The following is a 21,774-nucleotide window of genomic DNA, read 5'->3' on the forward strand; positions in this document are numbered from 1 at the left end:
TCCGAAGAACTTCGCCCTGGCAGCGATCGCAACTGCCATCTGGGGCACCTCCGTTTCGTCGTGCCCCACGGGGCTCGAACTTGCACAGAAACAACTCGTGCTGTGTATAGCATCACTGGCTGTGCAGGTAACTATATAAGTCGCACTGCGACTTTCTATTCCGCCGAAAGCGTCACTCACATTGAAGGCCGCATCACTCGTGCAGACTGATCGAGAACTCCCGAGGCAGGTGGAGAGGACGGTGTCGTGGATGGCCGGTAGGCAGTCCCGGAGCCCGAAGGTGTTGCGTGTTCAGCTCGGTCGGGAGCTGCGGGCCCTGCGCGACGAGGTCGGGCTGTCTCGCGAGGAACTTGCCGACCGGTTCGGATGGCACGCCACGAAGGTCAGCCGCATCGAACAGGGGCAGGCGACGGTCGCGGCGGAGGAGGTGAACAACCTCCTCGACCTGTTCGAGGCGTCGGAGGAGACAGCGGAGCGGGTTCGCAAGCTCGGCCAGGAGGCGCGCAAGCGCGGCTCGTACGGCAAGGTCCCGGACTGGGCGCGCGGCTACATCGGGATGGAGTCCGATGCAGACCGGCTTCGGATCTACGACGCCGAGCTCGTCAACGGGTTGCTGCAGACCGAGAGGTACGCCAAGGCGGTGATCTCAACGTCCGTGGTCGTGGCGCCCGCGGAGATCGATCGAACGGTGCACAACCGGATCAAGCGACACGAACTCCTGACCCGCGAAAATGCGTCCGAAGTCCACGTCATTCTCGGCGAAGCGGCGTTGTATAGGCAGGTCGGTGGCCCGGACGTGCTCAAAGAGCAACTTCAGCATCTCAAGGAAGTTGCGGCACTCCCGAACGCAACTCTTCAAGTCCTCTCTTTCGCCGCTGGCGAGCACGCGGCGTTGGGAACGGGATTCACGCTCGTGGATCTCTTCGACGTCGGCGCGACGTACGTCTACCTCGAGGATCTGACGAGCTCCGATTTCTGGGACAAGCGGGCGCACACTGACGTCTACGAGCTGGTGTTCTCGCGGCTTGGGGTAGCCGCATTGAGTGAACGTGAGACACTTGCCGCGCTTGACGCAGCGATAGCTCGACTGTCATGAGTGGTGAACGATGAAAAACCCGGACCTGGCCCAGGTGCCCTGGCGCAAGAGCAGCCGCAGCAGCGGCGGCGCTAGCAACTGCGTCGAGGTGGGGCTTGCGACCGAGGTGGTTGGGGTTCGGGACACCAAGGACCGCGACGGCGGCACCCTGGTGTTCGACCGCTCCACGTGGGACGCCTTCCTCCCCGGCCTCAAGGCTGGCCGCTTCGATTTCTGAAGGATGGCCTAGCGCCGCGGGCCCCCGATCCAACTGGGCCGGGGGCCCGCAGCTCTAGCCGGGTGCGTCCTACATCTGTCCCACGAGTCTCGTTCCGCCGCAGGTAGGCGCCTTGCTCGGCCGTTCGACTACGAGGAATGGCACGCCGGCAACAACACTGGCGCGAACTGATCTTTCCCTGGTCCGCCGCGGTGGTTTCGCCGCGGAGGGCCTGGTGTCGCAGCCGTGCGGGTGTCACGTACCCTGGGAAAGCTGGCTGCGGATGATGCGCAGTTGTCTCATCCGCCGATGCCGCACCACCTGTCCGCTTCGAAATTGACCATCGAAACTTGTGATGTCTCAGAACCACTCAGCGCACACCGCGCATGTCGGCCCCTGGGTGATCGATACCCGGGAGATCGGCCACCGGGCCGGTTGCAGCCGCGCCTACACGCGTAGCGCTCCGGCGCCGACCGGATTCGGACTGGACATGATCAAGGTGCCGGAAGGCGAGTCCGTGGAGCTCGATCTGCTGGCCGAGTCGGTGGTGGAGGGCGTGCTGGTATCGGGCACCGCCACGGCCACGTTGGTCGGCGAGTGCGTCCGGTGCCTGGATCCGGTCTCCGACGAGGTCGAGGTGGACGTGCGGGAGCTGTTCGCCTACCCGGACAGCGCCACGGACGCCAGCACCGATGACGACGAGGTGGAGCGGGTCGTGGACGACCTGATCGACCTCGAACCGGTGGTGCGGGACGCGATGCTGCTGTCGCTGCCCTCGGCACCGTTGTGCTCGCCGGACTGCCAGGGGCTGTGCTCCGGGTGCGGCGTGAAGTGGGCCGAACTCGCCCCCGATCACACGCATGAGACCATTGATCCTCGCTGGGCTGCGCTGCAAGAGCGGCTCGGCGGGACCGAGGAGGAGAAGTAGTCGTGGCCGTCCCGAAGCGCAAGATGTCCCGGGCCAACACCCGTCACCGCCGGTCGCAGTGGAAGACCTCGGCGCCGACGCTGGTGCAGTGCTCCAACCGCGCCTGCCGCGAGCCGAAGCTGCCGCACGTGGTTTGCCCGGCCTGTGGTCAGTACGACGGCCGCCAGGTCGTCCAGCCTGCCTGAACGGCGGTCGCGTAGTGGGGGGAAAGCAGTCGCGGGCCCGGAAGGTTGATCGGGCTCCGCTGTTGGCAGCGCTCGGCGTCGAGCTTGACGCCGAGCTGCTCAACCTTGCTCTCACCCACCGCTCGTACGCCTACGAGAACGGCGGCTTGCCGCCGAACGAGCGGCTGGAGTTCCTGGGGGACGCGGTGCTCGGCCTGGTGATCACCGATCACCTGTACAACGAGCACCCGGACCTGCCCGAGGGACAGCTCGCGAAGTTGCGCGCCAGTGTGGTCAACATGCACGCGCTGGCCGGCGTCGCCCGCGGTCTCGGTGAGGGCGGCCTCGGTGAGTACCTGCTGCTAGGCAGGGGCGAGGAGCTCACGGGGGGCCGCGACAAGGCAAGCATCCTCGCGGACGGCTTGGAGGCCGTGCTCGGCGCGGTGTACCTGGCCGAGGGCATCGATGTCGCCCGCGGCGTCGTTCACCGCCTGTTCGAGCCGCTGCTGGCCGAGGCGCCGCAGCGCGGTGCCGGGCTGGACTGGAAGACGAGCCTGCAGGAGCTGACCGCGTCGAGCGGGCTCGGCGTGCCCGAATACCGGGTCGAGGAGCAGGGCCCGGACCACCGCAAGGAGTTCAGCGCCTTCGTGGCGGTCGGCGGGCAGACCTACGGTCGCGGCGACGGCCGCACCAAGAAGGAAGCCGAGCAGAAGGCCGCCGAAGCGGCTTGGCGCCAGCTCTCCGAAAATCAGACCGCCGACTCGGAGGCACCTTCCGCCTGAGTTTGCGGGGGCCGCGCACCCCGGGCGGGTGCGGGTGGTCGAAGATGTTTTCGTGCCTGAGTTGCCTGAGGTCGAAGTCGTCCGGCGCGGGGTCGCCGAGCACGCGGTCGGTCGAACGTTGTCCAGCGTCGAGGTTTTGCACCCGCGCGCGGTGCGTCGGCACGTGCCTGGCCCTGCTGACTTCGCCGGTCGGCTCGCTGGGCGCTGCTTGAGCGCGGCGCGGCGGCGCGGCAAGTACCTGTGGCTGGAGCTCGGCGATGAAGGCTCTTCTCGCGAAGCCACGCTGTTGTCCGGCGGCGAGGCGCTTGTGGTGCACCTGGGAATGAGCGGCCAGCTGCTCGTGCAGCCCGGCGACAACCCGGATGAGAAGCACCTGCGGGTACGGTTGCGGTTCGCCGATGGCGGGCCGGAGCTGCGGTTCGTCGACCAGCGCACCTTCGGTGGTCTGCACCTCGCCGACCTGGTCGAGGTGGACGGGATCGCGTTGCCGAAGCCGGTGGCGCATATCGCGCCCGACCCGCTTGAGCAGGTGTTCGACCCGGCTGCGGTGGCGGCCCGGCTGCGTGCGCGGCGCACCGGAATCAAGCGTGCGTTGCTCGACCAGAGCCTGGTCTCCGGGGTCGGCAACATCTATGCCGACGAGGCTCTGTGGCGGGCGAAGCTGCACTGGGCTCGGCCCACGGCGAGCTTGACGCGCCCCAAGATCCGCGAACTCTTCGATGCCGTCACCGCGGTCATGCAGGAGGCGTTACACGCCGGCGGGACCTCGTTCGACGCCTTGTACGTCAACGTGAACGGCGAGTCCGGCTACTTCGACCGCTCGCTGGCGGTGTACGGGCAGGCCGGGCGCCCGTGTCGGCGGTGCGGGGCGTCGGTGCGGCGCGATGCGTTCATGAACCGCTCGTCCTACACCTGCCCGGTGTGCCAACCCAAACCGCGCAACGCCCACCCGTGATGGGCGCATTCAACGGAAATCGCGCCATCAGGGACCGCCCATGCCAACCACCACGGCGAGCGGTGCTGCGCGCGCGACGGTGAAGTAGGTGTGCCAGATCCCGGCGGCGAAGCTGAACACCGCGGCCGTGACCACAAGGTTCCCTCCCACAGCAGGAAATCCGCGGGCTGGGCCTCGCGTCGCGGGCGGCGTCACACGTGGACGACCACGGCGCGGCGCCGAGTAGCGAACGATCAGACCGTGGACCGCGCGGCTGGGAAGATCCTGGGAATTCACCGGTAGAAACCTGATCCGGCCCGGAATCCGGCCCGCTGAACAGCGGAAACTCGGCCGCGCGGAGCGCGGCGGTCCGACTCCCAGGAATTTCCCAGCCGATGCCCACGGGCCTCGCACCTCCGCCCGGCTTCATGGAGACCGCAAGAGGCCGGATGTGAGGTGGTGGGAGATGAGTGGTGTGCCGCAGCTCGGTGTCGCCGCGCAAGCGCATCGCGCGTCGCGCCGGACCGCGACGGTTGACGTGGTGATCCCGGTTTTCAACGAGGAACGTTCGCTGCCCGGATGCCTGGAGGTGCTGCGCAAGCATCTGTCCGAGAATTTCCCGTTTTCCTGGACCATCACGGTGGTGGACAACGCGAGCACGGACGGCACACTGGGCGTCGCGCGCGAGTTGGCCAGGTCGATGGACAACGTGCGGGTGCTGCATCTGGACCGCAAGGGGCGCGGGCTGGCGTTGCGCACCGCCTGGGGCTACAGCGACGCGGACGTCGTGGCGTACATGGACGTCGACCTGTCGACCGGGCTGGACGCGCTGCTTCCGCTGGTGGCGCCGCTGGTCAACGGGCATTCGGACCTGGCCATCGGTTCCCGGCTGGCGACCGGCGCCCGCACGGTCCGCGGCGGGAAACGGGAGCTGATCTCCCGCTGCTACAACAAGATGATCCACTGGACGCACGGTGCCCGGTTCACCGATGCGCAATGCGGGTTCAAGGCGGCGCGCGCCGACGTGGTCAAGCCACTGTTGAAGCGGGTGCAAGACGATTCCTGGTTCTTCGACACCGAGCTGTTGCTGCTGGCCGAGCACAACGGCCTTCGGGTGCACGAGGTCCCGGTGGACTGGATCGAGGACGTCGACACCCGGGTCAAATTAGTCAAGACCGCCACTGACGACATCGGTGGCCTCGTCCGGGTGGCCCGCGCCAAGATCACCGGTGCGGCGAAGGTCTCCGGCCTGCCGCAGCGGCCCGCACCGCGTGCCGCGCATCCGCAGGCGGTGTTGGCGAAGCGGGAGAACGGCCTGCTGTGGCAGCTGGTCTCCTTCGGCGTCATCGGCCTGGTGTCCACTGTGATCACCTCGGTGCTGTACGCGGTCCTGCGTTCGTGGTGGCCGCCGCTGCTGGCCAACCTGGTAGCGCTGACCGTCACCACGCTGTGGAACACCGAGGCCAACCGCAGGTTCACCTTCCTCAACCAGCCGAGCTCGTCCGGCCGAGTCCACCTGCAGGGCCTGGTCGTGTTCGCCCTCTACTACGTGGTCACCTCCGGCGCCCTGCTCGGGTTGCACGCCTGGCAGCCGGATCCGTCGCGGTGGCTGGAAGTTCTGGTGCTCGTGGTGTCTTCGGTGGTCGGTACCGGGCTGCGGTTCGTGCTGCTCCGGTCCTGGGTCTTCCGGCCCGAAGCAACCTCCACGGAACCCGAAGCACCCTCGAAGGAAAAGGAATAGAGATGACGTCGGTTGAGACGACGACTTCGCCCCACCGGATAGCGGAGCCGCAATCGCCTCGCGCGACAGCGCCGTGGCAGCGGCTTTCGCTCGCCGCGATTTGCGTGCTGGCCGGGGTGCTGTACTGCTGGGGCATCGGAAGTTCCTGGGGGAACTCGTACTACTCGGCGGCCGTGAAATCGATGTCGCAGAGCTTTGAGAACTTCCTCTTCGGCTCCTTCGACCCCGTCGGGGTGGTCACGGTGGACAAGCCGCCGATGGCCCTGTGGTTGCAGGTGTTGTCGGTGAAAGCGTTCGGGTTCAACCAGTTCGCCGTGCTGTTCCCGCAGGCGTTGGCCGGCGTTGCGGCGATCTTCCTGCTGCACCGCACGGTTCGGCGTTGGGCGGGCGAGCACGCGGCGCTGCTGGCGGCGCTGGTGCTGGCGCTGACCCCGATCACCGTCATGATCAACCGGGACAACAACCCGGACACCTTGCTGGTGCTGCTGGTCGTGGCGGCCGCGTATGCGATGACGCGAGCGTTCGAGTCCCGGAAGGCCACCGGCTGGCTGGCGCTGGCCGCATTCCTGGTCGGCTGCGGCTTTCTGACCAAGATGTTGCAGGCGTGGATGGTGTTGCCCGCATTCATCGCGGCTTACCTGATCGGTAGTCGTGCCGGGTGGGGCCGCAAGTTGCTGGACCTCGGCGTCGCCGCGGTGGTGGTGCTGGTCACCTCGTTCTGGTGGGTCGCCGCGACCGCGCTGTGGCCGTCGCCGAAGCCCTACATCGGCAGCAGCTCGGACGGTTCCGCGTGGAACTTGGTGTTCGGCTACAACGGGTTCGCCCGGATTCTCGGCCGCAGCGGCAACCTCGGGGGAGCCGGCGGTCCGGGCGGCGGCGGGCCAGGCGGTGGTGGTTTTGGCGGTGGTGGTGGTTTCGGCGGCGGTGCTGGTTTCGGCGGAAGGTCCGGGCTCCTGCGGATGTTCAACGACCAGTACGCCGGGCAGATCAGTTGGTTGTTGCCGCTTTGCCTGCTGGTGCTGGGCGCGATGCTCGTCGTCGGGATCCGGCATTGGCGCGGTGGCCGCCCGCTGGAGCGGGCGCAGGCCGCCGGTTGGGTCCTGTGGGGCGGCTGGCTGGTGGTCATCGGACCGATGCTCAGCTTCGCGCAAGGCATTGCGCATCCGTATTACACGACGATGCTCGCGCCCGCCGTCGGCGCGCTGGTCGGGGCCGGCGTGGTCCGGTTCTGGCGTTGGTACCGCGAACCGCAGGGCAAGGCGTGGCTGCTGCTGCCGATCGCTGTTGCGATCACCGTGGCGTGGGCAATGGTCATCGTCGCGCGCGACCTGAGCTGGCACGCGTGGGCCGGGTATGCCGCCGTGGGCCTCGGCGTGCTGGCGCTGGTGGTGCTGCTCGTCGGGCGGCGCGGCGGGGCTGGGTTGGCGAGAACCGGCCTGGTGCTGGGCTTGGCCGCGGCACTCACGGTGCCGACCGCGTGGTCGGCGATCGGTGCCGTCGGCGGCCCGCGCGGCATGGGCGGGTCGAACCCGATGGCCGGTCCGGAGACGGCCATGGGTGGACCCGGCGGGGGTACGCGCGGCATGCAGCGGTCCGGCGGGAGAGATGACGGCGCGCAGTCGCCTGGCGCGGTCCCCGACGGCCAGAACCCGGCCGAGCAGGGGTGGGGCATGTTCAGCGGCGGAAGCGAGTCGCTGAGCGAGGACCAGCAGAAGGTGATCGGCTACGTCCGGGCTAACGCGGGTGACCTGGAGGTGCCGTTGGCGGTGGAGGGCGGCTCGATGGGCGCCGCGTCCTACATCATCAACTCGGACCTGACGGTGATCGGCATGGGCGGCTTCATCGGCGGCGATGACGCCCCGTCGGTGGCCCAGCTGACCGAGTGGAAGCGGTCCGGGCGGCTCGGCTTCGTCGAGCTCGGCATGGCTCGCGGGATGCGCGGTCTGGGTGGCGAGTGGGGCCAAGACGGCGCGGCATCGTCAGACAGCGAGCGACAGCCGGAACGCATGCAGGGCCAGGGCGGTCCGGGCGGCGAGGCCAGTGCGGCACGCGAGGCGTGGGTCAAGCAGAACTGCACACTGGTCAAACCGGCCGTCTGGGGTGGGTCCGCGGACACCACCGTGGAGCTCTACAGCTGCAAATGACCAGGTGACGGGCCGTGTGCGCGGCGGGGTGCCAGCGCACCGAGGCGCGCACGGCCCGGTCCCAGCGAAACGGGATTTCGGGTCGCGGAAGCCTCGGCGAGGTCGTTGGTGGTTCCCAGGATGCGCCCAGCTTTTTCCCAGGGAGGTGAGCGATGCTTGACGACGTGGCGGATACCAATAGTGCGCGCGTGCTGGTCGTCGACGACGAACCCAACATCCTGGAGTTGCTGACCGCGGCGTTGCGGCTCAGCGGTTTCGAGGTGCGCGGAGCCGGTACCGGGGCGGATGCGCTGCGGGCCGCCACGGAGTTCGGGCCGGACATCGTGGTGCTGGATGTGATGCTGCCGGACCAGGACGGGTTTTCGGTCGCCACCAAGCTGCGGGCCGACGGCAACGCCGTCCCGGTGCTGTTCCTGACCGCGCGTGACGCCGTCGAAGACCGCATCGCCGGGCTCACCGCCGGTGGCGACGACTACGTAACCAAACCGTTCAGCCTGGACGAGGTCGTGCTGCGGTTGCGCGCGATCCTGCGCCGGGTGCGCCCCGCCCAGGTCAACGACTCGCGGTTGCGCTACCACGATCTCGAACTGGACGAGGAAACCTACGAGGTCCGCCGCGCCGGTGAGCTGGTGAGCCTGTCGCCGACCGAGTTCAAGCTGCTGCGCTACCTGCTGATCAATGCCGAGAAGGTGGTCAGCAAGGTGCAGATCCTGGACCGGGTGTGGAACTACGAGTTCGGCGGGGACAGCCGGATCGTCGAGTCCTACATCAGCTATCTGCGCCGCAAGATCGACTCGGTGGCGCTGCCGCCGCTGATCCACACCATCCGCGGCGTGGGTTACGTGCTGCGCCTGCCACCGGAGCGGCGATGACCATCCTGCGAACGCTACGCGGGCGGTTGGTGTTCGTACTGGTCGGCGCGTTGGTGACCGGACTGCTGCTGATGGGCGCCACCAGCGTCGCCCTGCTGGGTCGTTCGCTGGTCGAGCGCACCGACGAGCGGCTGATCGAAATGTCCCGACCGTGGGAACACGGACGGCTTTTGCCACCGGAGCCGCCACAGGCCGCGCCGCCTGCGGACGAGCGAGGGCGCGGCGACCTGCCCACCGACTTCCGGGTGCTGATCTTTGATCCCGGCGGCGCTCAGGTCGGCGGGATGATCGGGCAGACCTCGGGCGACCAGGGCGGGCCGGTGCTGCGGGATCCGCAGCGCGGACCGGAGATCAAGACCGTGCCCGACCAGACGGGTGGTTCGCAATGGCGGGTGCGGACGATCATCTTGCCCGACGGGCGGTTCGCCGTGCTCGCGCTCTCGCTCGCCAATGCCGAGGCGGCGGTTCATCAGCTGATCACCATCGAGCTCGCGGTCGGCGCCGGCGTGCTCCTCGTGCTGGCGGCGGTAGCCGCGATGACGGTGCAGCTCAGCCTCCGGCCGCTGAATCGGATCGAGCACACCGCCGACGCCATTGCCGCCGGGCAGCTCGACCGGCGGGTGCCCGACCAGGATCCGCGCACCGAGACTGGGCGGCTCGGTGCGGCCTTGAACACGATGCTCGGGAGGCTGGTGGACGCGTTGCAGCAGCGCGAGCATTCCGAGCTTCGACTCCGGCGGTTCGTCGCGGACGCCGGGCACGAGCTGCGCACGCCGTTGACGTCGATCCGGGGGTTCGCCGAGCTGTACCGGCGCAGTGACCGGCACCGTCCGGAGGACGTGCGGATGATGATGCGGCGCATCGAGTCCGAGGCGGTGCGGATGGGCGGCCTGGTCGACGACCTGCTGTTGCTGGCCCGGTTGGACCGGGAGCGCACCGTCGATCTCGTCGACCTCGATCTGGTGCCGTTGGTGCAGGACGTCGTGCACGACGCGCGGGCGCGCGACCCCGAGCGGGAGATCAAGCTGCGGGAACCGGAACGACCGATGCGGGTGCTTGGCGACAGTCCCCGCCTGCGACAGGTCTTGACGAACCTCGTGAACAACGCCCTGATGCACACCCCGCCGGGCTCTCCGATCAGCGTGGAGGTTTCGCAGGGCTCCGCCGGCGGCCATGCGCTCGCCGCAGCGGGCGCGGAGCTGCGCGCGGGAACCCCGGTCGCGATGGCTTCGGTCGGCGACGCCGGCCCCGGCATCGCACCGGAGCACGCGCCGCGAATCTTCGACCGCTTCTACCGCGTCGACGACGGCCGCAACCGCGCGGCCGGCGGGGCCGGCCTCGGCCTCGCGATCACCACCGCGATTGCCGAGGCCCACAACGGCAGGGTGGAACTGCACGCCAACGCCGACGGCGGCAGCACCTTCCGCCTCCTGATACCCCTTACATGACGCGGAAAGCCGAACGCCAACTTCAGGCAAAATCGGGAACCCGATAAGGGTGGCCGAACTGGCCGGAGTTCGGAAGTCCCCAATTTTAGGCAAAATCGGATGTTTTCAGAGCTTGATCGTGGGGTTGTGGAGGTCGAACCAGGTCGCCAGGTCGAGGGCTCGTTCGAAGGTGAGGCGAGCCGCCTGGTCGATCTGGGCTGGGTCCTGCGCCAGCGCCTTGCGTAGCCACTTCTCGTCGAGCAGCGACAGCGCCTTGTCGCCCGCGGCGACCAGGTCCGCGACCTGTCCCTGCAGCACCGCCGCGTACTTCGGGTCCTGAGTGGACGGATACGGGCTCTTCACCCGCTCCACCACCGACTTCGGCAACGTGTCGGCGGCGGCGTGGCGCAGCAGGCTCTTTTCGCGCCCGTCGAAGGTTTTCAGCGACCACGGCACGTTGAAGACGTACTCCACCAGCCGGTGGTCGCAGAAGGGCACCCGCACCTCCAGGCCGACGGCCATGCTCATCCGGTCCTTGCGGTCCAGGAGCATCCGCACGAACCGGGTCAGGTGCAGATAGCAGATCTCCCGCATCCTGCGCTCAAAGGCGCTCTCGCCGTCGAGCACCGGAACCGAGCCGATTGCGTCGCGGTAGCTGTCGGCCACATGCGACTTCAGGTCCAGCGCCGACGTCAGGTCCGGGCTGAGCACGTTCTCCCGCCCACCGGAATGCATGCGTATCCCGGCTATCCACGGGAAGGTCTGCGCCTCCCGCACCTGCGGGTCGTGAAACCACTTGTAGCCACCGAAGACCTCGTCCGCGGACTCGCCGGACAGCGCCACCGTCGAGTGCTCGCGGATGGCCTTGAACAGCAGGTATAACGACTGATCCAGGTCGCCTAACCCTAACGGGAGGTCCCTGGCCTGCACGGTCGCGCGTCGTGCTTCGGGGTCTGCCAGCGTGTCGGGGTCGAGCACGATGTCCTGGTGCCGCGACCCGACGTGCTGGGCGACATCGTGCACGTACGGCGCATCCGGTGTGGCTCGCATCGGGTCGGGCACGAAATTCTCGGTCTGACCGACGAAGTCGACCGAGAAGCTGCGCACTTGCTCGCCGATGCGCCCCAGTTGGAGCCCGGCGAGCGCGGTGATGGTGCTGGAGTCCAAGCCGCCGGAGAGCAGTACGCAGCGCGGCACGTCGGAGATCAGTTGCCGCGCAACGATGTCGTCGAGCAGCTCGCGGACGTGGGCGACGGTGGTCTCCTGGTCGTCGGCGTGCGCGACGGCCCGCAGCCGCCAGTAGGTGTGCTCGCGCAGGCCCTTGCGATCGACGGTGACGATGGTGCCCGGCTCGACCTCCCGCATGCCCGACCACACGGCCTGCCCCGGCGTCTTGAGCGTCACGAAGAGCTCACGCAGGCCTTCGGCGTCGACGGTCTTGTCGGCCAGCGGGTTCGCCAGGATCGCCTTGGGTTCGGAGCCGAACAGTACGCCTTGCTCGGTCGGGTAGTAGTACAGCGGCTTGATGCCCATCCGGTCGCGGATCAGCAGCAACTGCTCGGTGCGGGTGTCCCAGACGGCGAAGGCGAACATGCCGTTGAGGTGTTCGGCGACCTGTGCGCCCCATTCCAGGTAGCCGTGCAGCACGACCTCGGTGTCGCTGTCGGTGTCGAACCGGTGACCGCGGCGCCGCAGTTCGTCGCGCAGCTCGGTGAAGTTGTATGCCTCGCCGCTGTAGACCATCGCGACCTTGCCGTCGGGGGTGCCCGCCTCCATCGGCTGCGCCCCGCCGGGCAGGTCGATGACGGCCAGCCGTCGGTGACCCAGCGCGGCGTGCGGGCCGACCCAGGTGCCGCCCGCGTCCGGGCCGCGGCACGTCATGGTCGCGCACATCCCGTCGATCGTGGGCTGCTCGCGGGTCAGGTCGCGCTGGAAGTCGATCCAGCCGGAGATGCCGCACATGTCAGGTGCCCTCCTTCGGTCTCGTCGGCTTCACGCGCGGGACCGCAGATACCGGGTCTCGGGTCTGGCGCCCCCACGCGCGTTCCTTAGCGAGAGTAACGAGATCGTTGCATCGACGAAACCAAGTAACCGGGTGAAGTCACCCACGTGCAAACCGTGCGGATCCACGAAACCACTCGAACCCGGCGCGACCAATTAACTCGTTCGGGTGACATCAAGGAGGCATCAAGGCGTGGGGCGCCGGCATCAAGGAGCCGTCATGGACCTTGGCCGCCCCAGGCACCGGAGATTTCGATGTACCCGGGTGGTCACCGAAGGCCGGTGACCCCAGTTGCCAGTGAGGAGTGCGCAGCGGTGGCTGATCTCGCCTACGCCGTGTTGCTAATCGGCGGGTTCCTCGTACTCGCGCTGACCCTCCGCGGTTTGGAGCGCTTGTGAGCACTGTGCTTGCCAACGTCGCCGGGGGCGTGTTGGCGCTGCTGTTGATCGGTTATCTGTTCGTCGCGCTTATCCGGCCGGAGAAGTTCTGATGAGTTCACTGACGGTCGGCCTGGTCCAGGTCGGCCTCCTGATCCTGGCCATCGGCGTGGTCTACCGACCCCTCGGTGACTACCTGGCCCACGTGTACACGAGTGAGAAGCATTGGCGCATCGAGAAAGCGGTGTACCGCCTGGTGCGCGTCGACGGTGACACCGAGCAGCGCTGGGCCACCTACGCCGCCGGTGTCCTGGGCTTCTCGTTCATGTCCATCGCGCTGCTCTACCTGATGCAGCGGCTGCAACCGCTGTTGCCGCTGAGCTTCGGCCGCGGCTCGGTCGAGCCCGCGATGGCGTTCAACACCGCAGTCAGCTTCGTGACCAACACGAACTGGCAGTCCTATGTGCCGGAAAAAGTCCTCGGACACACCGTGCAGATGGCCGGGCTGACCGTGCAGAACTTCGTCTCGGCGGCGGTCGGCATGGCCGTCGCGATCGCGCTGGTGCGCGGATTCGTCGCCGCGGGCACCGGCCGCATCGGCAACTTCTGGGTGGACATCACCCGGGGCTGCACCCGAATCCTGGTGCCGATCGCGGCGATCAGTGCGGTGCTGCTGGTCGCGCTCGGCGCGACGATGAGCCTGGCCCCCGGGCTCGATGTCGTCGGGCTGGACGGGCAGCCGCACACCATCGCCACCGCGCCGATCGCCAGCCAGGAAGCCATCAAGGAGCTCGGTACCAATGGCGGCGGGGTGCTCAACGCCAACTCGGCGCACCCGTTCGCCAACCCCGGAGGCATCAGCAATCTACTGGAGATCTTCCTGATCCTGGTGATCCCGCTGGCTCTGACCCGCACGTTCGGCACTCTCGTCGGCGACCGCCGCCAGGGCCGGGTGCTGCTGTCGGTGATGGTCGCGATCATGGCTTCGATGACTGCGGTGGTCTGGTGGGCCGAAAGCCACCCGAACGGCCCGGCGACACTGGCCGCCGGCGGGGCGCTGGAAGGCAAGGAGGCCCGCTTCGGCCTTTTCCTCTCGGGCCTTTTCGCGGTCGCGACCACCGGAACCTCCACCGGTGCGGTCAATTCGATGCACGACAGCTTCACCGGCCTCGGCGGCTTGGTGCCGCTGCTGAACATGCTGCTCGGCGAGGTCGCGCCCGGCGGTGTCGGTGCCGGCCTGTACGGCATCCTGGTGCTGGCCGTGATCGCGGTGTTCCTGGCCGGGTTGATGGTCGGGCGCACACCGGAATACCTGGGCAAGAAGCTCGGGCGGGCAGAGATCACGGCGGCGGCGATCTCGATCCTTGCCATGCCCGCGATGGTGCTGCTCGGCGCCGGTACCGCGCTCGCATTTCCGTCCACTGAGGACGTTTTGGCCAACACCGGGGCACACGGGTTGTCGGAGGTCCTCTACGCCTTCGCCTCGGCGGGCAACAACAACGGCAGCGCCTTCGCAGGGCTGACCGTGACCGGCGACTTCTTCCAGGTCACGCTGGCGCTGGCGATGCTCTTCGGCCGGTTCGTGCCCATCCTCGCGGTGCTGATGCTGGCCGGTGCGGTGGCCCGGCAGCACCCAGTCCCGGCCACCGCCGGCACCCTGCCCACCGGCGGCCCGCTGTTCGCCGGGCTGCTCGGCGGCACCATCATCCTCGTCGCGGCCCTGACTTTCCTGCCCGCGCTCGCCCTCGGACCGATCGCGGAGGCCCTCGCGTGACCACGATCCTGGAGAAACCAGAGAAACCCCAGTCGGCGCGGGAAACCGCTCCCCGGAAGATGTCCGCGGGCGCCTTCAGCCCGCGCCAGCTCTGGACCTCGGTGCCGGAAGCCCTGCGCAAGCTGAACCCGAAACACCAGCTGACCAACCCGGTCATGTTCGTGGTGTGGGCCGGTTCGGTGCTGACCACGGTGCTGGCCGTGACCGAACCGGACGTATTCGGCATCTCGGTGGCCGGATGGTTGTGGTTCACCGTGCTGTTCGCCAACCTCGCCGAAGCGGTCGCCGAAGGCCGCGGCCGGGCGCAGGCGGAATCGTTGCGGCGCACCAAGACCGAAGCGGTCGCGCGGCGGCTCGTCGACGGCGTCGAAGAACGGGTGCCGGGCACGGCGCTGCGCGTCGGCGACCGGGTGGTGGTCGAAGCCGGCGAGGCCGTCCCCGGCGACGGCGACGTGGTCGCAGGCATCGCGACCGTCGACGAGTCGGCGATCACCGGCGAATCCGCCCCGGTGATCCGGGAATCCGGCGGCGACCGCTCGGCGGTCACGGCCGGTACCACGGTGCTGTCCGACCGAATCGTCGTGGAGATCACCGCCAAGCCCGGCGAAACCTTCGTCGACCGGATGATCGCGCTCGTGGAGGGCGCGCAGCGGCAGAAGACGCCGAACGAGATCGCGCTGACGATCCTGTTGTCGACGCTGACGATCATCTTCTTGCTCGCGGTGGTCGGCCTGCAGCCGATGGCCGGTTACTCCGGCTCGCTGCTGTCGGTGATCATGCTGACCGCGCTTCTGGTGTGCCTGATCCCGACCACGATCGGCGCGCTGCTCTCGGCGATCGGCATCGCGGGCATGGACCGGCTGGTGCAGCGCAACGTGCTCGCCAAGTCCGGCCGCGCCGTGGAGGCCGCCGGCGACGTGGACACGCTGCTGCTGGATAAGACCGGCACGATCACCTTCGGCAACCGGCGATGCACCGAGCTGATGCCGGTCGGCGGCGCCACGCTCGGCGAGCTGGCCGAGGTCGCGCGGCTGTCCAGCCTCGCCGACCAGACCCCCGAGGGCACCAGCATCGTCGCGTACTGCGCCGAGCGATTCGGGCTACCGGCGCGGCCGCAGGGCTCGGAGCCGGAGACCGAAGAGGTCGCCTTCACCGCCCAGACCCGGATGAGCGGCATCAACATCGACGGCCGCGAGATCCGCAAGGGCGCCACCAGCGCGGTGTGCGCCTGGGCCGGCGGCATCTCGTCCGAAGTGGAGGCGGCGACGGAGAGCATCGCTTCGCAAGGCGGCACGCCGCTGGTGGTCGCCGCGCGCAGCGGCGGGATCACCCGCGTCGTCGGCGTGATCCGGCTGTCCGACGTGGTCAAGCCCGGTATGAAGGAGCGGTTCGCCGAACTGCGCGCGATGGGCATCCGCACCGTGATGGTCACCGGTGACAACGAGCTCACCGCCAAGGCCATCGCCGCCGAGGCGGGCGTCGACGACTACCTCGCCGAGGCCAGGCCCGAAGACAAGATGGCGTTGATCAAGGCCGAGCAGGAAGGCGGCCGGCTGGTCGCGATGACCGGTGACGGCACCAACGACGCGCCCGCGCTCGCGCAGGCCGACGTCGGCGTCGCGATGAACACCGGCACGGCGGCGGCCAAAGAGGCCGGCAACATGGTCGACCTCGACTCCGACCCGACCAAGCTGATCGAGATCGTCGAGATCGGCAAGCAGCTGCTGATCACCCGAGGCGCGCTGACCACCTTCAGCATCGCCAACGACCTGGCCAAGTACTTCGCGATCCTGCCCGCGATGTTCGTGGCGATCTACCCGCAGCTGGACGCGCTGAACATCATGCGGCTGGCCACCCCGACCTCGGCAATCCTGGCCGCGGTGATCTTCAACGCGCTGGTCATCATCGCGCTGATCCCCCTGGCGCTGCGCGGTGTCCGTTACCGGCCCACCACCGCGAGCGCGCTGCTGCGCCGCAACCTGCTGATCTACGGGGTCGGCGGCATCGTCACGCCGTTCCTGGGCATCTGGCTGATCGATCTCGCGATCCGCTTCCTCCCGGGCATCGGCTGATGCCCGGCTCCCGTCGTGGTGGACGGCGATTTCAAGGGAAATCCGCACGTCGATCAGAGAGGCACCGATGAAGAACACACTCCTGCGCCAGACCTTGGCGGGGTTGCGGCTGCTGCTGGTGGCGACCGTTGTGCTCGGCGTGGCCTACCCGCTGACGATCTGGGCCATCAGCCGGATCCCCGGCTTGCAGGCCAGGGCCGAGGGATCGCAGATCGTGGTGGACGGCCGGGTCGTCGGCTCGTCGCTGATCGGCATCGACCCGGTGCCGGCCGACCCGGCCAACGACCCGTACTTCCACACCCGCCCAGCTGCCTCCGCCGAGGGCGGCCTGGGGCCGGGCGACCCGTCGACCTCGGGCGGCTCCAACTATGGCGGCGCCAGCGAGGACCTGCTGGCGGTGGTGTGGGAGCGGCGCACCGCGATCGCCCTTCGCGAGGGCGTGGCGCCCGAGCAGGTGCCGACCGACGCGGTCACCGCGTCCGCCAGCGGCGTTGACCCGCACATCAGCCCGGCCTACGCGCAGCTGCAGGCGCCTCGGGTGGCTCGCGTCACGGGCCTCCCGGTGGACGAGGTCCGGCGGCTGATCGCCGAGAACACCACCGGCGGGTTCGTGTCCGAACGCGTGGTGAACGCGACAACCCTCAACGTCGCCGTCCACCGGACCGATTTGCCTGGTCAAGGCTCATGAGTACGTTGAGATGGGGCCTGGTACCCGGCGATGGCAACCGCTGATAACAACGGTTCGTAGGAGACTGGACGCGTGGCGGAGAAAGGACGACGACGCGGCGAGCTGCGGATCTACCTCGGTGCGGCGCCAGGGGTCGGCAAGACCTACGCGATGCTCAACGAGGCGCACCGTCGGGTCGAGCGCGGTACGGACGTGGTGGTTGGCTTCGTCGAGGACCACGGCCGAGCCAAGACCGCCGCGCTGCTCGACGGGCTGGAGGTGCTGCCGCGCCGGCGCCTCGGCCACCGCGGGGTCGAATTGACCGAGATGGACGTCGATGCCGTGCTGGAGCGCAAACCCACGGTCGCCGTCGTCGACGAACTCGCGCACACCAACGCGCCCGGCTCCCGCAACGAAAAGCGGTGGCAGGACATCGACGAACTGCTTGAGGCCGGGATCAACGTGCTGTCGACGGTGAACGTGCAGCACCTGGAGAGCCTCAACGATGTGGTGGAGACGATCACCGGCGTGCGGCAGCAGGAAACCGTGCCGGACGAGGTGGTGCGCCGCGCCGGGCAGATCGAACTCACCGACATAACTCCGGAAGCGCTGCGCCGCCGCATGGCGCACGGCAACGTCTACGCGGCCGACCGGGTGGACGCCGCGCTGGGCAACTACTTCCGCACCGGCAATCTGACGGCGCTGCGCGAGCTCGCGCTGCTGTGGTTGGCAGACCAGGTCGACGTGGCGCTGCGTCGCTACCGCGCGGAGCAGAAGATCACCGACACCTGGGAGGCCCGTGAGCGCGTCGTGGTCGCCGTCACCGGCGGCCGCGAGAGCGAGACGCTGATCCGTAGGGCCCGCCGGATCGCGGCCCGGGCGGGTGCGGAGCTGCAGGTGGTGCACGTGTTGCGGGGCGACGGGCTGGTCGGGGCCGCCCCCGGCGGCATCGCCCGCGCGCGGAGGCTCGCCGACGCCGTCGGCGCCAGTTTCCACACCGTCGTCGGAGACGACGTGCCGGAGGCGCTGCTGGAGTTCGCGCGGGCTGCGGACGCCACGCAGCTGGTTGTCGGCACCTCGCGGCGCTCCCGCTGGGCGAGGCTCTTCGACGAGGGCATCGGCGCCAACACGGTGCAGAAGTCCGGCGCGATCGATGTGCACATGGTCACCCACGGCGAGTCACGCGGGCACCGGTTTCTGCGGGAGGTCGCCCGCACCTCCCTGTCGCGGACCCGGCTGCTGTGGGGCTGGGTGCTGGCGGTGCTGCTGCCGGGCCTGGTCACCGTGGTGGCTTACTCGTTCACCGATGTCGCGTTCTCGACCGACGTCGTCGGCTACTTTTTGGTCACCGTCGTCGTCGCGCTCGTCGGCGGCATGGCGCCGGCAATCATCACGGCTCTGCTCTCCGGCGGCATGCTGAACTTCTTCCTGACCCCGCCCCGCTATTCGCTGGCGGTGGCCGATCCGCGGAACTTGGTGGCGCTGGGCGCGATGATGATCGTCGGCGTGATCGTCGCATACATGGTCGACCGCGCCGCGCGGCTGGCCGACCAGGCCGCCAACGCCCGAACCGAAGCCACGCTGCTGAGCTCCTACGCCCGCACCGTGCTGACCCACCCCGACCCGCTGCCCCGACTGCTGGAGAAGCTCGTGGAGAACTTCGGCCTGACCTCGGCGGCATTGCTGGAACGCGCCGAAGGCGGTTGGCAGGTGGCGGCCGCGATCGGGGCGCAGCCCTGCACCCAACCGGGTCAGTCCGGTGTGGACATCGAGGTCAACCCCGATGTGCACCTGGTGCTTGAACGACCGGGCGGTCGGCCCCTGCCGGCCGCCGAGCGAGCGGCCCTGGACGGCGCCGCCGGGCAGGCCCTGGTCGCGTTGCGCCAGCAGCGGATGGCCGCGGAAGCGCGGGAAGCCCAGCGACGCGCGGACGCGACGCAGCTGCGCACCGCACTGCTGTCCGCGGTCGGCCACGACCTGCGCACGCCGCTGGCATCCATCAAAGCCTCGGTCAGCAGCCTGCGCGCGCCCGACCTGCAACTGTCGGACGAGGACAACGCCGAGCTGCTCAGCGGGGTGGAGGAGTCCGCGGACCGGCTGACCGAACTGGTCGACAATCTGCTGGATTCCTCCCGGCTGGCGACCGGCGCGATCGCACCGCGGCTGCGCCCCGTTAGCTACGACGAAGTCGTGGCGATCGCGCTGGCCGGTCTGGGCGGGCGGCAGCACGTCGACGTCGACATCGACGAAAGCCTGCCGCAGGTGCTCGCCGACATCGGGCTGCTGGAGCGCGTGGTGGCCAACGTGGTGCAGAACGCGCTGAAGTACGGGCGACCCGACGGCGGCCGGATCCGGGTGCGGGCCAGCGAGCATGCGGCGTGGGTGGAGTTGCGCGTGGTCGACCACGGGCCGGGGCTGCCGGAAGGCGCCGTCGACACCGTGTTCGCGCCGTTCGAGCGGCTCGGCGAGCACGGCGAGCGCGGTGACAGCGGAGTGGCCGGGGTTGGGCTCGGGCTGAGCGTGGCGCAGGGTTTCATGGCGGCGATGCACGGCACGATCCGCGCCGAGGACACCCCCGGCGGCGGGTTGACGATCGTACTTTCACTACCGGCGGTCACTGCTGACGGACAGGGGAGACAATGACGAGGGTTCTGGTCGTCGACGACGAACCACAGCTGCTGCGCGCCTTGCGGATCAATCTGACCGCACGCGGTTACCAGGTGGCCACCGCGGTGGACGGCGCGTCCGCGCTGCACGCCGCCAGCGACGGCAAACCCGACGCGGTGGTGCTGGACCTCGGGCTGCCGGACATGGACGGCAGCGAGGTAATCGCCGGCCTGCGTGGCTGGACGATGGTGCCGATCATCGTGCTCTCGGCGCGCACGGATTCCACCGACAAGGTGCGTGCCCTCGACGCGGGAGCCGACGATTACGTCACGAAACCCTTCGGCATGGACGAACTGCTGGCCCGCCTGCGCGCGGCGGTCCGGCGCGCGAGCACCAGCGGGTCCGCCGACCAACCGGTGGTGGAGACCTCGACGTTCACGGTGGACCTGTCCGCGAAGAGGGTCCTGCGCGACGGCGTCGAGATCCACCTGACGCCGACGGAGTGGGGCATGCTGGAGGTGCTGGCTCGCAACAAGGGCCGCCTGGTGGGCCAGAAACAGCTCCTCAGGGAGGTCTGGGGGCCCCAGTACGCCAACGAAACCCACTACCTGCGGGTCTACCTGGCCCAGCTCCGCCGCAAGCTCGAATTCGACCCCAGCCACCCCCGCCACCTCATCACCGAAGCAGGCATGGGCTACCGCCTCGAAACATGAGCTCTTGCCGGTGCGAATGCGCCGCAAACACCACCAGGATCACGAGCCGCGGCACAGCGGGTGGAGAAGGCCGTCTCGGCCGATGCACGGGGCGTATCCGCCGTCGCGCAGCTCGGCGCGGCCGGTGTCGCTGCCCAGGTAGTCGATGAAGCGGTCGAGCAGACTGCCTTCGGACGGATTTCCCTTGGTGTAGAGGTATTCCACGGTCTTGAACCGGTAGCCGTGCAGGGCGCTGCTCTCCTCCGGGTACTGCCCGTCGAGCTCGACGATTTCGAGCGTGCGCCCCTCGGCGATCGTCCGGCTCGCGGCGGGCGCATCGGCGTACCCGATAGCGCCGGGGGTCGCGGCGATCGCGGCGATCGCATCTTGGGTCTCGGTGCGTTCGCAGCGGGTCGTCTTGGCGCCGGCCAGCCGCTGCGCGAGCCGTTCCCGAACAGTGCCGAAGCTGCCGGTGTTGCGGATGCGGATGATCACGATGCTCATCCGGTCCACCAACCGGGCGATCCTGATCAGCTGCGGATCGGCGGGCGGCACCTCGCCGTCGTGCAACTCGATGGGGCTCAACCCGATCTTGGAGTTGTACAGCACTCGGTAGTGGAGCCGCTTGCGCCGAATGATGAACCGATCGACCACGGGAGCGGCGATGGTCACGACGGCCAGCACGGCGAGCACCGAACTGCCGACGTGATCGCCGAACAACGCGGCCAACGCCTGAACGGTTTCTCCCCAGCTGACCACCGACATCGCCTCCTCCCGCGCCAGTGATCAAGGAACGTAGGTGCGCGAGCGAGCCTTGCCGGGCCCGATCACCCGCTGTTCACCACAGGTTCAACGGTTCTGGCTGTGCTGCTTCATCTGCTGGTCAGAGCGGACGACCTTGTCGACATCGTCCCCGGCCGGTTCGAGCAGGTCCACGGTCTCGACCACGCCCTGGCCGGGCACCTCGACAACACCGAGATCACCGGGGAAGTAGCGGGGATCAAGGGGGCTCGGGGACCACACGTCGTGGCGGCATCCCTTGGTGAGCAGCAGGATCCAGTTCGGTTCCAAGTACTTCAGCCGGATCATGAAGAGCGCGTAGAACAGGTTGGTACCCGTCTCTGTGTAGGTGTCGGGGCCAACGGTAACCCACACTTGCACCTCGTCGTCGCCGATTGCTTGCCAGGTCACCTGCGCGTTCAGCGCGCTTGGTTCGCCGGTTTCCGGGTGCTTGGCCCACACCCGAACCGTTCGGGATCTCGGCGTGCTGGTCTGCGGGGTCGGCTGCATGTCTCCCTC

20 protein-coding genes are annotated in these 21,774 nt (G+C 68.6%); 16 read left to right on the forward strand and 4 right to left on the reverse strand.

Going from position 1 to position 21,774, the window contains the following annotated elements:
- Positions 1 to 250: 250 nt before the first annotated feature.
- The 6 genes from BJ970_RS14820 to mutM all read left to right on the forward strand — a co-directional run bounded on the left by BJ970_RS14820 (position 251) and on the right by mutM (position 4,121).
- Positions 251 to 1,096, forward strand: a complete 846-nt coding sequence (locus BJ970_RS14820; RefSeq protein ID WP_184726797.1) for a helix-turn-helix domain-containing protein — start codon at positions 251 to 253, stop codon at positions 1,094 to 1,096.
- Positions 1,097 to 1,106: 10 nt separating this feature from the next.
- Positions 1,107 to 1,313 carry a DUF397 domain-containing protein gene (locus tag BJ970_RS14825; RefSeq protein WP_184726798.1) on the forward strand — a complete coding sequence of 69 codons (207 nt, stop codon included), beginning with the start codon at positions 1,107 to 1,109 and terminating at the stop codon, positions 1,311 to 1,313.
- Between the two features lie 334 nt (positions 1,314 to 1,647).
- Positions 1,648 to 2,220: a YceD family protein gene (locus tag BJ970_RS14830; protein ID WP_184726799.1), complete on the forward strand. Its 573-nt coding sequence runs from the start codon at positions 1,648 to 1,650 to the stop codon at positions 2,218 to 2,220.
- A 2-nt stretch (positions 2,221 to 2,222) separates the two neighbouring features.
- Positions 2,223 to 2,405 carry a 50S ribosomal protein L32 gene (gene rpmF, locus BJ970_RS14835; RefSeq protein WP_184726800.1) on the forward strand — a complete coding sequence of 61 codons (183 nt, stop codon included), beginning with the start codon at positions 2,223 to 2,225 and terminating at the stop codon, positions 2,403 to 2,405.
- A 14-nt stretch (positions 2,406 to 2,419) separates the two neighbouring features.
- A complete protein-coding gene (gene rnc / locus BJ970_RS14840; protein WP_184726801.1) occupies positions 2,420 to 3,166 on the forward strand; it encodes a ribonuclease III in 747 nt (248 codons plus the stop codon).
- 52 nt (positions 3,167 to 3,218) lie between these two features.
- A complete protein-coding gene (gene mutM / locus BJ970_RS14845) occupies positions 3,219 to 4,121 on the forward strand; it encodes a bifunctional DNA-formamidopyrimidine glycosylase/DNA-(apurinic or apyrimidinic site) lyase (RefSeq protein ID WP_184726802.1) in 903 nt (300 codons plus the stop codon).
- A gap of 27 nt (positions 4,122 to 4,148) precedes the next feature.
- Here the strand turns inward: mutM and BJ970_RS38850 are convergent, their stop codons facing one another.
- On the reverse strand, positions 4,149 to 4,271 hold the full coding sequence (locus BJ970_RS38850; protein ID WP_281399444.1) for a hypothetical protein: 123 nt from the start codon (positions 4,269 to 4,271) through the stop codon (positions 4,149 to 4,151).
- Between the two features lie 295 nt (positions 4,272 to 4,566).
- Here BJ970_RS38850 and BJ970_RS14850 point away from each other — a divergent pair, with 295 nt between their 5' ends.
- The 4 genes from BJ970_RS14850 (at position 4,567) to BJ970_RS14865 (ending at position 10,305) form a co-directional block, all read left to right on the forward strand.
- Positions 4,567 to 5,841, forward strand: a complete 1,275-nt coding sequence (locus BJ970_RS14850) for a bifunctional glycosyltransferase family 2/GtrA family protein (RefSeq protein ID WP_184726803.1) — start codon at positions 4,567 to 4,569, stop codon at positions 5,839 to 5,841.
- Positions 5,842 to 5,843: 2 nt separating this feature from the next.
- Positions 5,844 to 7,985: an ArnT family glycosyltransferase gene (locus BJ970_RS38855; protein WP_184726804.1), complete on the forward strand. Its 2,142-nt coding sequence runs from the start codon at positions 5,844 to 5,846 to the stop codon at positions 7,983 to 7,985.
- 152 nt (positions 7,986 to 8,137) lie between these two features.
- Positions 8,138 to 8,857 (forward strand): response regulator transcription factor, encoded by a 720-nt coding sequence (locus tag BJ970_RS14860; RefSeq protein WP_184726805.1) that lies wholly within the window; start codon positions 8,138 to 8,140, stop codon positions 8,855 to 8,857.
- A complete protein-coding gene (locus BJ970_RS14865) occupies positions 8,854 to 10,305 on the forward strand; it encodes a sensor histidine kinase (protein ID WP_184726806.1) in 1,452 nt (483 codons plus the stop codon). The genes BJ970_RS14860 and BJ970_RS14865 overlap by 4 nt, the downstream gene beginning before the upstream one ends.
- Positions 10,306 to 10,410: 105 nt before the next feature.
- Here BJ970_RS14865 and asnB read toward each other — a convergent pair whose 3' ends face one another.
- A complete protein-coding gene (asnB, locus tag BJ970_RS14870; protein WP_184726807.1) occupies positions 10,411 to 12,246 on the reverse strand; it encodes an asparagine synthase (glutamine-hydrolyzing) in 1,836 nt (611 codons plus the stop codon).
- Between the two features lie 434 nt (positions 12,247 to 12,680).
- On the opposite strand from asnB, the gene kdpF reads away from it, so the two are divergent.
- The 6 genes from kdpF (at position 12,681) to BJ970_RS14900 (ending at position 20,496) form a co-directional block, all read left to right on the forward strand.
- Positions 12,681 to 12,776 carry a K(+)-transporting ATPase subunit F gene (gene kdpF / locus BJ970_RS37845; RefSeq protein WP_010305839.1) on the forward strand — a complete coding sequence of 32 codons (96 nt, stop codon included), beginning with the start codon at positions 12,681 to 12,683 and terminating at the stop codon, positions 12,774 to 12,776.
- Positions 12,776 to 14,437: a potassium-transporting ATPase subunit KdpA gene (gene kdpA / locus BJ970_RS14880; RefSeq protein ID WP_184726808.1), complete on the forward strand. Its 1,662-nt coding sequence runs from the start codon at positions 12,776 to 12,778 to the stop codon at positions 14,435 to 14,437. Before kdpF ends, kdpA begins: the two co-directional genes overlap by 1 nt.
- A 59-nt stretch (positions 14,438 to 14,496) precedes the next feature.
- Complete coding sequence (gene kdpB / locus BJ970_RS14885) at positions 14,497 to 16,509, forward strand: potassium-transporting ATPase subunit KdpB (protein WP_221467940.1); 2,013 nt, start codon at positions 14,497 to 14,499, stop codon at positions 16,507 to 16,509.
- A 67-nt stretch (positions 16,510 to 16,576) separates the two neighbouring features.
- Entirely contained in the window at positions 16,577 to 17,197 is a 621-nt protein-coding gene (locus BJ970_RS14890) for a potassium-transporting ATPase subunit C (RefSeq protein WP_184726810.1), read from the forward strand.
- Positions 17,198 to 17,269: 72 nt separating this feature from the next.
- Positions 17,270 to 19,819, forward strand: coding sequence for a DUF4118 domain-containing protein (locus BJ970_RS14895; RefSeq protein ID WP_184726811.1), 2,550 nt, complete (start codon positions 17,270 to 17,272; stop codon positions 19,817 to 19,819).
- Positions 19,816 to 20,496 carry a response regulator gene (locus BJ970_RS14900; protein ID WP_184726812.1) on the forward strand — a complete coding sequence of 227 codons (681 nt, stop codon included), beginning with the start codon at positions 19,816 to 19,818 and terminating at the stop codon, positions 20,494 to 20,496. The genes BJ970_RS14895 and BJ970_RS14900 overlap by 4 nt, the downstream gene beginning before the upstream one ends.
- 39 nt (positions 20,497 to 20,535) lie before the next feature.
- Here BJ970_RS14900 and BJ970_RS14905 read toward each other — a convergent pair whose 3' ends face one another.
- Together BJ970_RS14905 and BJ970_RS14910 are read right to left on the reverse strand one after the other, a co-directional pair.
- Positions 20,536 to 21,240, reverse strand: a complete 705-nt coding sequence (locus BJ970_RS14905; RefSeq protein WP_184726813.1) for a type 2 periplasmic-binding domain-containing protein — start codon at positions 21,238 to 21,240, stop codon at positions 20,536 to 20,538.
- A gap of 84 nt (positions 21,241 to 21,324) precedes the next feature.
- Positions 21,325 to 21,765, reverse strand: coding sequence for a hypothetical protein (locus tag BJ970_RS14910; RefSeq protein ID WP_184726814.1), 441 nt, complete (start codon positions 21,763 to 21,765; stop codon positions 21,325 to 21,327).
- Positions 21,766 to 21,774: the final 9 nt, after the last annotated feature.

Origin of the sequence: Saccharopolyspora phatthalungensis (genome assembly GCF_014203395.1) — a bacterium.
Classification (GTDB): Bacteria; Actinomycetota; Actinomycetes; order Mycobacteriales; family Pseudonocardiaceae; genus Saccharopolyspora; species Saccharopolyspora phatthalungensis.

Coding starts and splice junctions, on each gene's coding strand:
- BJ970_RS14910 (WP_184726814.1), bottom strand. CDS start 21,765: ATGCAGCCGACCCCGCAGACCAGCACGCCGAGATCCCGAACGGTTCGG.
- BJ970_RS14865 (WP_184726806.1), top strand. CDS start 8,854: ATGACCATCCTGCGAACGCTACGCGGGCGGTTGGTGTTCGTACTGGTC.
- BJ970_RS14820 (WP_184726797.1), top strand. CDS start 251: ATGGCCGGTAGGCAGTCCCGGAGCCCGAAGGTGTTGCGTGTTCAGCTC.
- BJ970_RS14900 (WP_184726812.1), top strand. CDS start 19,816: ATGACGAGGGTTCTGGTCGTCGACGACGAACCACAGCTGCTGCGCGCC.
- BJ970_RS14830 (WP_184726799.1), top strand. CDS start 1,648: ATGTCTCAGAACCACTCAGCGCACACCGCGCATGTCGGCCCCTGGGTG.
- BJ970_RS38855 (WP_184726804.1), top strand. CDS start 5,844: ATGACGTCGGTTGAGACGACGACTTCGCCCCACCGGATAGCGGAGCCG.
- BJ970_RS14905 (WP_184726813.1), bottom strand. CDS start 21,240: ATGTCGGTGGTCAGCTGGGGAGAAACCGTTCAGGCGTTGGCCGCGTTG.
- BJ970_RS14825 (WP_184726798.1), top strand. CDS start 1,107: ATGAAAAACCCGGACCTGGCCCAGGTGCCCTGGCGCAAGAGCAGCCGC.
- BJ970_RS14890 (WP_184726810.1), top strand. CDS start 16,577: ATGAAGAACACACTCCTGCGCCAGACCTTGGCGGGGTTGCGGCTGCTG.
- BJ970_RS14850 (WP_184726803.1), top strand. CDS start 4,567: ATGAGTGGTGTGCCGCAGCTCGGTGTCGCCGCGCAAGCGCATCGCGCG.
- kdpA (WP_184726808.1), top strand. CDS start 12,776: ATGAGTTCACTGACGGTCGGCCTGGTCCAGGTCGGCCTCCTGATCCTG.
- kdpB (WP_221467940.1), top strand. CDS start 14,497: ATGTCCGCGGGCGCCTTCAGCCCGCGCCAGCTCTGGACCTCGGTGCCG.
- asnB (WP_184726807.1), bottom strand. CDS start 12,246: ATGTGCGGCATCTCCGGCTGGATCGACTTCCAGCGCGACCTGACCCGC.
- BJ970_RS14860 (WP_184726805.1), top strand. CDS start 8,138: ATGCTTGACGACGTGGCGGATACCAATAGTGCGCGCGTGCTGGTCGTC.